The 15277-nt window shown below is 36.4% G+C and carries 14 protein-coding genes; 9 read left to right on the top strand and 5 right to left on the bottom strand.

Annotated elements, in window-relative coordinates; translation table 11 throughout:
- Positions 1 to 228: 228 nt before the first annotated feature.
- From glpT to opp4A, 6 genes are all read left to right on the top strand, one after another.
- The gene (gene glpT, locus MKX66_RS16530; protein WP_002029809.1) at positions 229 to 1578 is read left to right on the top strand and encodes a glycerol-3-phosphate transporter; all 1350 of its coding nucleotides are present in this window, start codon (positions 229 to 231) and stop codon (positions 1576 to 1578) included.
- Between the two features lie 274 nt (positions 1579 to 1852).
- Positions 1853 to 2872, top strand: a complete 1020-nt coding sequence (locus MKX66_RS16535; RefSeq protein ID WP_215590713.1) for an ABC transporter ATP-binding protein — start codon at positions 1853 to 1855, stop codon at positions 2870 to 2872.
- Positions 2859 to 3785: an ABC transporter ATP-binding protein gene (locus tag MKX66_RS16540; protein ID WP_002140382.1), complete on the top strand. Its 927-nt coding sequence runs from the start codon at positions 2859 to 2861 to the stop codon at positions 3783 to 3785. The genes MKX66_RS16535 and MKX66_RS16540 overlap by 14 nt, the downstream gene beginning before the upstream one ends.
- 14 nt (positions 3786 to 3799) lie before the next feature.
- Entirely contained in the window at positions 3800 to 4768 is a 969-nt protein-coding gene (gene opp4B, locus MKX66_RS16545) for an oligopeptide ABC transporter permease (protein WP_215590711.1), read from the top strand.
- Positions 4769 to 4785: 17 nt separating this feature from the next.
- Positions 4786 to 5691 (top strand): ABC transporter permease, encoded by a 906-nt coding sequence (locus tag MKX66_RS16550; RefSeq protein ID WP_215590709.1) that lies wholly within the window; start codon positions 4786 to 4788, stop codon positions 5689 to 5691.
- Positions 5692 to 5703: 12 nt separating this feature from the next.
- Positions 5704 to 7479, top strand: a complete 1776-nt coding sequence (gene opp4A, locus MKX66_RS16555) for an oligopeptide ABC transporter substrate-binding protein (protein WP_341086746.1) — start codon at positions 5704 to 5706, stop codon at positions 7477 to 7479.
- 116 nt (positions 7480 to 7595) lie between these two features.
- Here opp4A and MKX66_RS16560 read toward each other — a convergent pair whose 3' ends face one another.
- From MKX66_RS16560 to MKX66_RS16575, 4 genes are all read right to left on the bottom strand, one after another.
- Positions 7596 to 7712 (bottom strand): DUF4027 family protein, encoded by a 117-nt coding sequence (locus MKX66_RS16560; protein ID WP_002125236.1) that lies wholly within the window; start codon positions 7710 to 7712, stop codon positions 7596 to 7598.
- Positions 7713 to 8085: 373 nt separating this feature from the next.
- Positions 8086 to 8508 (bottom strand): universal stress protein, encoded by a 423-nt coding sequence (locus tag MKX66_RS16565; protein WP_002010593.1) that lies wholly within the window; start codon positions 8506 to 8508, stop codon positions 8086 to 8088.
- A 65-nt stretch (positions 8509 to 8573) separates the two neighbouring features.
- Positions 8574 to 10025, bottom strand: coding sequence for a SulP family inorganic anion transporter (locus tag MKX66_RS16570; RefSeq protein ID WP_341086747.1), 1452 nt, complete (start codon positions 10023 to 10025; stop codon positions 8574 to 8576).
- A 156-nt stretch (positions 10026 to 10181) separates the two neighbouring features.
- Positions 10182 to 11429 (bottom strand): cell wall-binding repeat-containing protein, encoded by a 1248-nt coding sequence (locus tag MKX66_RS16575; RefSeq protein ID WP_341086749.1) that lies wholly within the window; start codon positions 11427 to 11429, stop codon positions 10182 to 10184.
- Positions 11430 to 11603: 174 nt separating this feature from the next.
- Here MKX66_RS16575 and MKX66_RS16580 point away from each other — a divergent pair, with 174 nt between their 5' ends.
- A complete protein-coding gene (locus tag MKX66_RS16580) occupies positions 11604 to 12281 on the top strand; it encodes a response regulator transcription factor (RefSeq protein ID WP_098635228.1) in 678 nt (225 codons plus the stop codon).
- 11 nt (positions 12282 to 12292) lie between these two features.
- Complete coding sequence (locus tag MKX66_RS16585; RefSeq protein WP_002167094.1) at positions 12293 to 13663, top strand: sensor histidine kinase; 1371 nt, start codon at positions 12293 to 12295, stop codon at positions 13661 to 13663.
- Positions 13664 to 13701: 38 nt separating this feature from the next.
- On the opposite strand, the gene MKX66_RS16590 is transcribed toward MKX66_RS16585, so the two are convergent.
- On the bottom strand, positions 13702 to 14226 hold the full coding sequence (locus tag MKX66_RS16590; protein ID WP_016101817.1) for a dihydrofolate reductase family protein: 525 nt from the start codon (positions 14224 to 14226) through the stop codon (positions 13702 to 13704).
- A gap of 65 nt (positions 14227 to 14291) precedes the next feature.
- Between MKX66_RS16590 and MKX66_RS16595 the strand changes: the two genes are divergently transcribed.
- A complete protein-coding gene (locus tag MKX66_RS16595; protein ID WP_341086751.1) occupies positions 14292 to 15275 on the top strand; it encodes a helix-turn-helix transcriptional regulator in 984 nt (327 codons plus the stop codon).
- Positions 15276 to 15277: the final 2 nt, after the last annotated feature.

Consider the following 15277-nt stretch of genomic DNA (forward strand, 5'->3'; position numbering starts at 1 on the left):
AAATATTAATCCCACAAACAAAATACGTCAACAACTTTCTTTATAAAAACGTTTACATTCTTGTCACAAAGTTGTATAATTTTCGTCGAAGTTAATATTGACAGTCACGGAGAATCGGAGTATATGGCTATGAATCATAAAAAAGGGAACTTTTTTATATTTCATAGCCTTTTTGTATTCTCTCTGTCTTAAAACGCTTCCAATTAATTAGGGGAGGATTTTCATTTTATGTTTTTCACACAATTATTTAAACCTGCGCCCCACGCAGAACGCTTACCAGCTGATCGCACTGATAGCGAATACCGCAAATTGCGTTTGCAAGTATTCTTAGGCATCTTCATCGGTTATGCGGGTTACTACTTTGTTCGAAAAAACTTTTCACTCGCAATGCCATACTTAATCGAACAAGGCTTTAGTAAAGGGGAACTTGGGGTTATCCTTTCAGCAGTATCTATCGCTTACGGATTAAGTAAATTTCTTATGGGTATCGTATCCGATCGTTGTAATCCTCGCTACTTTTTAGCAGCTGGGCTATTTTTATCCGGTATCATTAATATTATTTTCGGCTCATTTTCTTTCATTACAACGAGCATTATACTTATGTTTGTACTTCAGTTTTTAAATGGATGGGTACAAGGTATGGGATGGCCTCCTTGTGGTCGTACGATGGTTCACTGGTTCTCCGTTAGTGAACGTGGTACAAAAATGTCTATTTGGAACGTCGCTCATAATGTCGGCGGCGCGCTTATGCCTTCTCTCGTTACATTAGGCTTATATTTCTTTGCAAATGACTGGAAAAGTATATTTTACTTCCCAGGTATTCTTTCAATTTTAGTGGGGATTTATGTATTAATTACGATGAGAGATACACCTCAATCTTGCGGATTACCTTCTATTGAAGAACATACTGGGGAATATCCATCAGATGAAAAAGTAGCGGACCGTGAACGCGAACTTTCGGTAAAGGAAATTTTATTTAAATACGTATTAAACAATAAGTTTTTATGGTACATCGCTATCGCTAACGTTTTTGTTTATTTCGTTCGTTACGGCGTTGTAGACTGGGCTCCTACTTATTTAGTTGAAGAAAAAAGCTTTACTCATAGTAGCTCACGTACAGCTTATGCTCTATATGAATGGGCTGGTATTCCAGGTACGCTTCTTTGCGGATGGATGAGTGATAAACTATTTAAAGGACGCCGTGCACCTGCTGGTATTTTATTTATGGTCGGTGTATTTATCGCAGTTCTTGTTTACTGGCTAAACCCTCCTGGTAATCCAATGGTTGATAGCATCGCACTTGTCGCAATTGGATTTTTAATTTACGGACCTGTTATGTTAATTGGCCTACACGCTCTTGACTTAGCACCAAAGAAAGCTGCTGGAACTGCCGCTGGGTTAACTGGGTTCTTCGGTTACCTAGGGGGAGCTACTTTTGCTAGCGCAGCTATGGGCTTTATTGTAGATGGATTCGGATGGGACGGCGGATTCATTTTGCTCCTTGCTTCTTGTGTCCTTGCAATGTTCTTCCTTGCTCTTACTTTAAATACAGGATCTACAAAACAAAAACAAGCTTAAACAATAATATTATACTTACAAAAAAAAGAGAGACAGTTCTTTCCAGAACACCTCTCTTTTTTCTACATATAGTACTTTTTTATTACAAATAATTTATCAATCCACCCCATAATTGTGAGCGTTTTAAAAGGGTTTTTATCCTTATATTACTGCATCTCATCTCTATATAAAAAGATTTTTGAATATTTACTCTTGTCAAACATTATCGCTTTATATTAAAATAGCAACAACATACTAAATATTTAGTCTTTTCAGAAAAGATGGAGGGATAACCATGAAGAATCCACTTCTTCGCATTGAAAACTTACAGACTTCCTTTCGCATACAAGATCAATATCATGCAGCAGTTGATAACGTTTCGTTAACTGTCCATGAAAATGAAATTGTCGCGATAGTTGGTGAATCCGGTTGCGGAAAAAGTGCACTTGCCCTTTCCATTATGCGACTGCATAATGAAGCAAATACAAAATTACAAGGGCAACTTAACTATAGAGATAAGGATTTACTTACTATGTCGACCGCAGAGATGAATAAAGTACGCGGATCAAACATCGGTATGATTTTCCAGGAACCTCTTACAGCACTCGATCCTCTTATGACAGTTGGAAAACAAATCGAAGAAAACTTAGACTACCACACAAACCTTTCGAAAGCAGAAAAGAAAGAACGCACCTTAGAACTACTCCATCAAGTTGGTATTCCAAAACCAGAACTTACATATAAACAATACCCTCACGAATTATCTGGCGGAATGAGACAAAGAATTGTTATCGCGATTGCGATTGCTTGTAACCCAGCACTCATTATTGCGGATGAGCCAACAACGGCTCTTGACGTAACCATCCAAGCACAAATTTTAGACTTACTAAAATCTATTCAAGAACAAACGAAAATGGGCATCATTTTAATTACACATGATTTAAGCGTTGTTGCCGAAACAGCTGATCGTATTGTCGTTATGTATGCAGGACAAGTTGTAGAAACAGGAACAGTAGAAGAGATTTTTAATAACCCGCTTCACCCATATACTCGTTCTCTATTAAACTCCATTCCATCTGCGTATGGTGAAAAAGAAAAATTGCATGTAATTCAAGGCGTGGTTCCTTCGTTAGCGAAGCTTCCTCGCACTGGATGTCGATTCCAAGCCCGAATCCCTTGGGTTAGACCAGATCAACATGAGGAAAATCCTGTTTTACATGAAGTAAAACCAGACCATTGGGTACGTTGTACTTGCTATAAGCACTTCAACTTCCAACATAAGAAAGGAGATGGCGTAACTCATGGCACTGCTTAAAGTAGAAGATTTAAAAGTACACTTTCCAATTAAAGGCGGTTTCTTCGGACGTACATTAGATTATGTACGAGCTGTCGATGGCGTAAGCTTTGAATTACAACCTGGTGAAACATATGGAATCGTTGGTGAATCAGGTAGCGGCAAATCAACAACGGGTAAAGCAATTATGCACTTAACGAAAGCGACAGGCGGTAGCATTCATTTTAATAATAGGGATTTAACGAAATTAAGTCGCTCTGAGTTAAGAGAACAACGAAAAGATATCCAAATGATTTTCCAAGATCCGTATTCATCATTGAATCCAAAAAAACGTGTTATCGATATTATTGCCGAACCACTTCGGAATTTTGAAAAGCTCTCACCCGATGAAGAGCGTCGAGCAGTTCAAGAATACCTTGATAAAGTTGGGTTAAATCCAGAGTCTATTTATAAATACCCACATGAATTTTCCGGTGGACAAAGACAGCGAATTGGTATTGCACGCGCTCTTACATTAAAACCAAAACTTATTATCGCCGATGAACCAGTATCTGCACTTGACGTGTCGGTACAAGCGCAAGTTTTAAACTTCTTACAAGATTTACAATCTGAACTTGGATTAACGTACCTATTCATAAGTCACGATTTAGGCGTAATTCGTCATATGTGTGACCGCATCGGTGTAATGTATCGCGGGCGCATTGTCGAAGAAGCAACTAGTGCAGAAATTTATAATAATCCACAGCACATCTATACGAAACGCCTAATATCAGCTATTCCTGATATTCGTCCAGAAAACCGCGAACAACAACGTAAATTACGTCAACAAGTAAGTTCTGAGTACGAAAAATCATACGAAAAGTATTTCAATGAAAACGGTCGTGCTTACGATTTAAAACCAATCTCGCCAACTCACCGGGTGGCATTACCTTAAGGGAGTGATAAAACATGTGGAAATTTATATTACGGAGATTTTTAGTGATGATCCCGCAATTATTCGTGTTAAGTATACTAGTCTTTCTACTAGCTAAAGCAATGCCAGGCGATGCCTTAACCGGTAGAACAATGAATAACCCAAAAGCAGATCCAAAAGTGATTGAAGAACAGCGAGAAAAGCTTGGATTAAATGACCCAGTTACAACACAATATGTTCGCTGGATTAAAAATGCAGCCCAAGGTGACTTTGGTATTTCCTATGCACATAAAATGAAAGTAACCGATTTAATTGGAGAACGACTTGGAAACACAGTATCTTTAGCACTTGTCATTCTTATTCTTACTTATTTAATTGCCATACCACTCGGAGTTATAAGTGGGCGTTGGAATGATACCTGGGCTGATCGACTCATTACCCTTTACAACTATCTAGGTTTTGCTACACCGCTATTTATATTTGCACTAATTATGCTCTTCCTTTTCGGATTTAAGTTTGCTCTGTTTCCGACTGGCGGTAGCGTAGATCCTCAAGTTGCAACAGGTACATTTGCTTACTATTTAAGCAAATTCAATCACATGCTATTACCAGCTTTATCCGGCGCATTAATTGCGACAGTTGGTACTGTTCAATATTTACGAAGCGAAATTATCGATACGAAACATAAAGATTTTGTACGTACAGTAAGAGCAAAGGGTGTTCCAGAATCAAAAGTCTATTCTAGACATATTTTACGAAATTCATTCTTACCAATTGCAGCCTTCTTAGGTTATGAAATTACAGGATTAGTTGGTGGTGCCATCTTCTTGGAAAGTATCTTTAGTTATCCAGGGATTGGACAACTATTTATACAATCTATCTCTCAACGCGATTTTAGTGTAATAACTGCACTCGTTATGTTTACTGGATTTGCAACGCTACTTGGAACTCTCCTTTCAGATATTATTCTAAGCATCGTTGATCCACGTATTCGTATTGATTAAAGAAAGGAGGGTTTTTAATGTTAGCAAACCCTAAAAAACAAACTGAAGTTATTCATTACGAAAAAAGTCCTTCTGGTTTCTCTATTATGTGGCGAGAACTTCGCAAAGATAAATTAGCAATGTTTTCACTTTTTTTCCTAGCAATCTTATTACTAGCGGTATACGCAGCATCTTTTATTATGAAACAAGAAGATATTGTACGAGTTGATTTATTCGCCATTTATGCCCCTCCCTCTGCTGAACATTGGTTAGGAACAGATTACGGAGGACGCGATATTTTCGGCCAACTTATTATTGGTACACGTAACTCATTTACAATTGGACTAGCTATTACTATTCTTTCTTGTTTGATTGGTCTTTCAATTGGATTAATTGCCGGTTATTTTGGAGGAACTATTGATAATATCATTATGCGCGTTATCGATTTTGTCATGGTTTTACCATTTTTAATGCTTGTAATTGTTTTTATTACACTTGTTCCTACATTCAACATTTTTACTTTCATTTTAATTATGACCGTTTTCTTATGGACAGGAAAGGCAAGATTAATTCGCTCAAAAGTATTAACTGAAAAAGAACTCGATTATGTCTCTGCATCAAAAACATTAGGAACACCAAACTGGAAAATCATTCTTTTTCAAGTACTACCTAACTTAAGCTCAATTATCATTGTCAGTGTTACATTAAATCTTGCTGGAAACATCGGTATTGAATCTGGTCTAACTTTCTTAGGATTTGGTCTACCAGAAAGTACACCAAGCCTTGGTACACTTGTTAGTTATGCTAGAAATCCAGATGTATTACAAGAGAAATGGTGGATTTGGTTACCCGCATCAATCATGATTTTAGCATTGATGCTGTGTATAAATTTTATTGGTCAAGCGCTACGTCGTTCGGCCGACGCAAGACAAAGAAAAGGATAAGGGGTGGAAGAAATGACAAATAAGCCAAAATTTTTCAAAGTATTAAGTACACTTGCGGTTTCAACATTACTACTTTCAGCATGTGGGGGCAGTGGTGGTAGTGAAAAAACGAGCAGCACAAAAAAAGTAGATACAAATAAATTTAGTGCATCTGTTAAAAATGATAAAAAGGAAATTAAAGATGGTTCATTAACATATGGTCTTGTTTCTAACACACCATTTGAAGGACTTTTGAACTTCGCTGTATATGAAGGAGATCCTGATAACCAGGTCATTACAATTTTCGATGAATCTTTATTATCAAATGACGAAAACTGGGAATACACGAATGATGGTGCTGCTACATATGAAATTTCTAAAGATAAAAAGACAATTACCCTTAAAATTAAAGATAATGTAAAATGGCATGATGGAAACCCTGTTACTGCTGAGGATTTAGAATACTCTTATCTAGTGATTGGTAACAAACAATATGCCGGTTCTCGCTATGACACTCAAATGCAAATGATTGAAGGTATGGAAGATTACCATAATGGAAAAGCCGAAAAAATTTCAGGTATAAAGGTAACGGATCCAAAAACAATTTCGATTACGTTTAAAGAACCGAATCCTTCAGTGAAAACTGGGCTTTGGACATACCCTCTTCATAAGAAATACTTAGGAGATGTACCAATCGATAAATTAGCAGAATCTGATAAAATCCGTAAAAACCCAATTGGTTTCGGACCTTTTAAAGTGAAGAAAATTACGCCAGGTGAAGCTGTTGAATTTGAACGTTTTGATGATTATTATGGCGGAAAACCAAAACTAAAAAGTATGGTTTTAAAAGTTGTTAACCCTTCCGTTGTTAACGCGTCCTTAAAAAATGGTGATATTGACATTGCTGAAGTAAGTGCAGATCAGTATCCAAATGTAAGTACATTAAAAAATGCACAATTAGTCGGTAAAACTGATTTATACTATAGCTATATCGGTTTTAAATTAGGCCATATGGATAAAGAAAAAGAAGAAGTAGTAATGGATAAGGAGAAATTCAAAGATGTTCGTGTACGTCAAGCAATGGCGTATGCTATTGATCGAAAAGAAATTGGTGAAAAATTATATCATGGCCTACGTTATCCGGCTAACTCACCAATCCCACCATCTCTACCAAAATATCACAACAATAAAGTTGGTTCTTACGATAAAGATGTAGAGAAAGCTAAAAAGTTATTAGATGAAGCTGGCTATAAAGATACGAACGGAGATGGATTCCGTGAAGATCCGAATGGTAAAGAATTTAAAGCTAATTTCTTATCAATGAGTGGTAGCGATGTAAGTGAACCACTCGCAAAATTCTTTATTCAATCTTGGAAAGACATCGGCCTAAAAGTAGAGCTTCTTGATGGTCGCTTACATGAATTTAACTCATTCTACGATATGATTAAAAAGGATGATCCAAAAGTTGATATTTTCTCTGGAGCTTGGGGAACTGCATCTGACCCAGACCCTTCTGGTATTTGGGCTAAAAATGCATCGTTCAATTACACGCGTTGGTCTAATGACAAAAATAATGAATTATTAAAACAGGGTATTTCTCCAGCGGCTGCTGATGAAAAGTATCGTAAAGACGTCTACGATAAATGGCAAAAATTAATTCATGATGAAGTACCATTAATTCCACTTCATTATAAATTCGATTTAAAAGGTGTAAACAACCGCGTAAAAGACTATAAATATACACCAGAAGATCAATATAAATGGGGTAACGTTAGCGTAACAAGCGATAAAGCAGAAACAGAGAAATAAAATAAAAATAGCTCCTAGCCTATACTTTCTTTCGCTAGGAGCTATTTTTTATTTATCTCTAAAGTATAAATTTTGTAGTTTATAATGACCATTTCCCTTCTTCTTATACAATACGATTAAAACATTTGCTGAAACATCTTTATTAAAACAGCTAACATAACAGATCCAGCAAATCCACCTAAACAAATTAAACTTACCCCTTGGCTATAAGACAAATTTTGAAATGATTTCATACCTTCCATCCTCCCTATATCCCCTTTGATATTCTTATTGTATCAATGGGAAAAATTTCATAACATCGATTTCGCTGACAACTAACTTACAAATTTGTAAGTTAACAACTTCCCTCTAAACTTATATCTAGTATTTCCATAATCTCCCCCTCTATACATCAAAAAAGACCTCGAATTATATCAAGGTCCTGCTTACACTACATAATATCTCACTCAACTCATTTTACCCCGCTATTCGCCGGGCAGTAAGACCCCCACCTCAAAATTCAGTGAAAGCAAAGAAGTTAGGTGGGGGATCAACTGCCCGTAAAAGCCCGATTGGTGAAGGCTAATAATCAGTGGGGGATGAACAAAACCCCCACTGATTAAAGTTTCACTTTATAATCATAACCGGGCATTTCACACGCTTTGCTATTTTATGACTTACACTACCAAGCACCATCTCTTGCAGTGTATTTAGCCCTCTACTCCCAGCAATAATAAGATCTATATCTCCTGTATTTACATATTGAACAATCGTATCTCCTGGATCGCCATGTAGAATCGTAATTTTGTAGGAAATGTTCTCTTTCTTTAATAAACCCTCAATCTCTTTTAATTTATCTTTTCGACTAGCTGATATTGTTTCTAAATCCGTTTGTCCTTGTATAATATCTGACTTTGCCGTTCTATTATCTACTACGTACACAACTTCAACATGTGTTTCTTCGTTAAATTTCGCAATATATGTTGCATGCTCGGCTGCTCGAAGTGCATGTTCAGAACCATCGCATGCTAATAAAATTTGTTTGTACATATGCTGAATCCCCTTTTCGTTATCCTACCCGTATTATATAATAAAGCCCCCTAAAAAGGAGGCTTCTAACTAGCAATTCTCTTATTATAAGTAGCTAAATTCGCAACGAGCTTCGAGCTACGTTCATTTAACCCTGTGATCCTTACTTTCACACCGTTCTGTTCATATTTCATGATAACTTTATCAATTGCCGCTACTGCTGAATCATCCCATACGTGTGCGTTAGTAAAGTTCATCTCAATTTCTTTCACATCTTCATTGTATGAAAAAGCATTTATAAAATCTGCCGTAGATGCGAAGAATAGTTGGCCGTGAATTTCGTATATTTTCTTATTTTCAATATACAAATGTTTCACGTGAATCTTTGCCATATTGAATGCAAATAAAACTGCACTAATTATCGTTCCGATAATTACACCTAATCCTAAATTATGTGTAATTAGGACAATCACAACTGTTACGATCATAACAAATGCGTTTCCTTTTGGTACTTTATGAATCGTCGCTACAGAGTTCCAATCAAACGTCCCAATCGAAACCATAATCATAACTGCAACTAAAGCTGCCATCGGAATATGAACAACGTAATCACCTAAAACAAATAGCAATACGATTAAAAAACCACCGGCTACAAACGTCGATAATCTCCCGCGACCACCTGATTTAATGTTAATAACAGATTGTCCAATCATTGCACATCCTGCCATTCCTCCGAAGAAACCAGCAACAACGTTCGCAATCCCTTGTCCACGTGCCTCTTTATGCTTATTACTTTCCGTATGTGTCATATCGTCTAAAACCGACGCCGTTAATAATGACTCTAGTAAACCTATAACCGCTAGCATAACTGAATACGGTAAAATAATTGCTAATGTCTCAAGTGTAAATGGAACATCAGGAATACTAAAGAACGGTAATTCTTTCGGTAAGCTTCCCATATCCCCTACTGTTTTCAACTGTAATCCGCTCATAAGTGCAATGCTTGTCACAATAATAATTGAAATAAGTGTAGACGGAACAGCCGTCGTAATACGTGGAAATAAATATATAATTGCAAGTCCTAATGCGACAAGTGCATACATTTGCCAAGTTGCATTTTTAAAATGCGGCAATTGCGCTGTAAAAACTAAAATTCCAAGTGAATTTAAAAAACCACTCATAACAGATTTAGGAACAAACTTCATAAATGAGCTCAGCTTGAACACTCCGAAAATAATTTGAACAATACCTGTTACTATTGTCGTAGCAAATAAATATTGCAAACCGTGATCCTTCACAAGAGTGACCATTAATAATGCCATCGCACCCGTTGCCGCCGAGATCATCCCTGGTCTTCCGCCGACAAACGAAATTGTAACCGCAATACAAAAAGCGGCGTATAACCCAACGGTCGGATCTACACCTGCAATAACAGAAAAAGCAATCGCTTCAGGAATTAACGCTAAAGCAACAACAACCCCTGATAGCACATCCCCTCTCATATTTGAGAACCATTCATTTTTTATAGTTTGAAACAAAGTAACACTCCTCCACTCTTTTATCATTTGATTTTCTCCATAAGAAAATCAAGGCCGACTGCACGAAGGCTATTATATAACGAGCAAAGGATGTTGTGCTATGTAAAAGTTTCCTAAAGAAAAGACGCTACCTTAGCAGCGTCTTTTCTCATTTCATTAATGTCCACCGTGACCTTGACCACTTTCCTGAACAATCTCTAACCTCTCATCTAATATCCCTTGTGTTTCAAATGAGATATCACTAGTACTTCCTAATAGGAAACCATGGTTATACGGTCCAAGTGTTGGGTCATCCTTAAACTTCGGCTGAATAGTAGCAAGGAAGTCATAAACTGGTTGTGAAGCTTTTCCTTCCTCAAGCAAAACAACAGGGGCATGTTTACCCATATGTGAAAACGGTGCTCCCGCAATTGCTAAGTCTGGTGTTTTGCTTGAAACAAATGACAAACCGTGACCTGGTTTTGTGAATCCCCAGCCAAATTTCGTTTTTTCATCTTTAAATTTCGCAAATGCAACCGAATTTTCTGTTGGAGTCTCCCCACTAATACGCGTTACTTTCCCGTATTTACTTAACTCTTTTTCTACTTCTTTCGAAACGATTTTTTCTGGTCCTAACACATATATATTCGCTTTATCTTTTCTCGTCTTTAATGCCTCTATTGTCGCTTCTGGCACTTTATTTTTTTCAGTATATAGAAGAGGTTCTGGCATATGAGAAATCCAATTTACAGCTGGTGTTGTATATAAACGTCCTTCTTCTTCAGACGAACCGATAATAACGCTATTTGGATAATTTCCTGTTATATCGGCATATTCTTTATCAACATCTTTAGCAAATTTAGCTGGGTCCGTTTCTTTTATTTGCTTTACTTTATATTCTTTTAATTGCTCTAGGCTAGATGCCCCTATATCCCCCATCACCATAATTTGCGTTCCATCTTTCGTTCCGAGCGGATTTAATCGTTTTATTTCTTTTAACGTCATTTCGGGTACCTTTTCTTTTTCTATAAATAAAATCGGTCCGTTATTCGGATGATGAATAAGATCCGCACTTGCAATACCTAATTGCCACTCGCTTACTGGCACTAAAATAATAGCGCCTGGCTGATTCTCTTTATGCGTTGCTGGCCATATCGTTTGCGAAGTTAATACTGCCATTTGCAGAGGATCATTTGTATTTAATCTCGTTACATTTTTTAAACTTGTCGTTAATAAATCATTCGATGCACCTTGATTCATTTCTTTCGGCGCAGTTACCTCCTGATTCATTTTCATTTCCTTTTGCTCTGTTTTCTTCTCTTCTGTAGATTCATGATTTTTATGATCTGTACTCGTTTGTCCGCATGCCGCAAGACCGACTGCTGCAATTATTGTTATCCCCAAAATTCGGGTCATCTTTTTCACTATATCGCCTCCGTATTATTCGTTTTCGAGCCAATATTATTACCTAAAATGGAATTTCAACTTTACAATAACAAGCAATTCTGAAGAAATTATGCAGATGCATTATAATCTGCATAATTTCTTCATGATTTTGCCTTACAATTTAAGTAATAACTACAAATGCGGAGGTACTCTATGATCGATATACTACTCGTAGATGATGAACCGAGAATGCTTGAATTATTAACGCTTTATCTTACTCCAATCGGATATAACTGCGTATGTGCAGCATCCGGAGAAGAAGCTATTTCACATATAGAAAATCGAAACTTCAAATTTATTTTACTCGATATTATGATGCCAAAGATGGATGGGTGGGAAACTTGCAAAAGAATTCGATCATTTAGTAACGTTCCTATCATTATGGTAACTGCTCGTGATCAAACGGTAGATGTCGTTCAAGGGTTAAAACTTGGAGCAGATGATTACGTGACGAAACCATTCCACGAAGAGGAGCTCTTCGCAAGAATTGAAGCTGTTTTACGCCGAACCAATCAACATGCACAAATCCAATATCACGGCATTTTATGGGATGAGGCCAAGCATTTCATTTCTGTCCATAATGAAGAACTTCTTCTCACCCCAATCGAATTCTCTTTACTCGGATTATTTTTACGTCATGTGAACTACGTATTAAGCCGTGATCAGCTCATTGAACGAATTTGGGGATTAAATACAAATACAGAAGATAGAACAGTCGATTCACATATTCGTAATTTACGTGATAAATTACGAAAAGTAAATTTCCCCATTGATCACCATTTAAAAACTGTTTACGGAGTAGGATATCGATGGATTGATATTGAAAACTAAGGAGCAAAACGATGAAGCGAATTTCTATTCAACTCGGATTTTATTTTCTAATTGTTACACTTTTAATCGAAAGTGTTCTATTTGTCTTGCTCTATTATAGCCTTGTAAACAATAGAGTGAATGAAGAAATGACTGCTTTATTAAAGCGTGGAAATAGTCACCGAGATGTCCTTGAAAAATATTTTGACAGGCAAACAATCTCCCATGTTGCTTTAATGGAATCCGAAGCTGAAACAACTGTTATTATTACAAATGCAAATAAGGAAATACTAGCTAAATCCAATGAAATAAATACTACTATAAAAAAACATATTGAAGGAATGCAAACACGAACAGATCATGATGGAGCAATTATAGAGAATCATTGGAAAACATCTAATTATATATGTACAGTTAGCCCAATTGTAGTGGCAGGAAAAACGGAAGGCTATGTATATATGTTTCTCGGGACGGAATCAATCGAAGAAATGGTTAACGGGCTCACACGGCAATTCATTATCGCTGGAGTCATTACTTTCCTATTAACAGCCATCACCATTTTTCTATTATCACGTTTGTTAACAAAACCATTGTTACACATGAAACAAGCGACTGAAAAAATGAGTAAGGGCGATCTATCCGTTTCATTAACAACTACTCGAAATGACGAAATTGGTGAACTAGCACAATCTATCCAAACTCTCGCAAATGATTTACATTACATGAAAACAGAGCGAAGTGAATTTCTAGCAAGTGTTGCTCACGAATTACGAACACCATTAACGTACGTAAGAGGTTATGCTGACATTGCATTAAAAGAAAACACACCCCCAGAGCAACGTTTACGATACTTATCCATTATAAAAGACGAGTCTGATTATATTACAAACTTAGTTCAAGATTTATTTTCACTCGCTCAAATGGAAAAGCATAACTTTTTCATTCAAGTACAGGAAGTGCATTTACACACCTTCCTTACTCGCATCACTGAAAAAATAAATGTGATGTACGGAGAAAAACAAATTAAAGTTGTTTTCACATGTCCTTCCTCACTCTTAGTAAAGCTAGATGAGCAACGCTTTGAACAAGTTATGGCTAACATTTTAAATAACGCGTATAGACATTCAAAAGAACATTCTCATATTAATATTTCTGTTACAGAAGAACATAAACATATTTCCATCAAAATTAAGGACAAGGGAGAAGGTATTCCGCCTGAAGACCTCCCTCACATTTTCGATCGCTTTTACCGTGTTGATAAAGCGCGCTCTAGAGCTACAGGAGGCACTGGTTTAGGGCTCTCCATCGTAAAAGAAATCGTAGAACTACACGGCGGGAATATTACTGTCACAAGTGAAATTGATCACGGATCTTGCTTTACAATTTCATTGCCATCTATATAGAAACACGACTATCATCAATAGTCGTGTTTTCTTATCCTTTAGGACTTTACTTTATAATATAAATTTACGAATTGGCCAAAACGTTTCGTATCCGTTAAAGTTAAATGAATTTCCGGGTTCTTTTCTTTAAATAACGGAACTCCAGAACCTAATATGTGAGGTGTAATCGTAACAACATATTCATCAATTAAATTATTCTTAAAGAACTCTCTCAGTAGACTCCCTCCACCGACCATCCATATTTTAGATCCTTCCTGCTCTTTCAACCTTTTTGTAAACTCTAATACATCTTCATTTACAAACTCTACATGTTCGTTTGAACCTTTTTCTGAATTAGAAAAAACATAACATTTTTTATCTAGGTACGGGAATGTTTCCGTATGCTCTACCACATAATCGTACGTTCTCTTTCCCATAATTATCGTATCAATTGTTTCGTACATTTCTGTATAACCGTTGTCTCCCTCACCTTCTGTTTCCATTAACCACTCTAAATCATCATCTTCTTTCGCGATAAATCCATCTAAGCTCGCTGCAATAAATAAAACAATTTCACGTGACATATCTTTTCCTCCTTACAGCTTCTATTGATAAAATCATCTTATAAGCACTATACTAACCATAAAACATGACAACTTATGTCATGTTAAAAAAGAAAAAGGTGATATCCTTGTCAAAAGCAAAACGTTTACTAGACATTCTTATATTTGCTTCTGCAAAAAAAACATTTACAGCTCAAGAAATAGCTGATGAATTTAATATTTCCGTTCGTACGGTCCATAGATATATTTTAGATTTAAGTGATATGGGATTACCCATTTACGCTGAACAAGGTCGTAATGGAGGATATAAAGTATTAACAAGCAGCATGCTTCCCCCCATTTTATTTACCGAAGAAGAAGCGGTCTCCATCTTTTTTGCTTTCCAATCTTTAGGCTACTATCGTAACTTGCCTTTTAATACAGAAATCAATTCTGTTACTCATAAACTGTATAGCTCTCTACAAAATGATGCGAAAGCTAAAGTTGATAAAATACGTTCTTATATCGCTTTTTGGAATCCGAAGAGAACAATTGAGACAACTTTTTTAAACGAAGTATTAACAGCGGCTATTGAAAATAAAAACTTACACTTTCAATACGAGTCTAAATCGGGGATTAAAACAAAACATGTTCATCCTATCGGTGTATATGCCCACGATGGTTTATGGTACTTGCCATCCTATGACTATAGTCGAAACAAAGTATTACTGTATCGCGTGGATCGTATTCTTTCCATATTATCGACCGAAGAAAATAAAGATAAGTTTATGAATTTAGAAGAATGGTTCGCCTCTAACTCTAACGTAATAAACATTCCTACTCAGTTACATGTTTTACTAACGACAGAGGGTGTGCGCCAATGCAAAAGCGTTCCTTACCTTGAAGAATTCGTTGTAGTAGACGAAGATGGGACAGGATATATAAATTCAACAATTGATAAAGGTGAAATTAATTTTATTACGCCTCTATTTTATCGGCTTGGAAAAGATGCACAAGTTTTAGAACCGAGAGAATTAATAGATGGTTTACGCATACGTGCGAAAGAAATTTTAAATATGTATGGAGACTAAAA

Origin of the sequence: Bacillus sp. FSL R9-9530 (assembly GCF_038008145.1) — a bacterium.
Classification (GTDB): Bacteria; Bacillota; Bacilli; order Bacillales; family Bacillaceae_G; genus Bacillus_A; species Bacillus_A mycoides.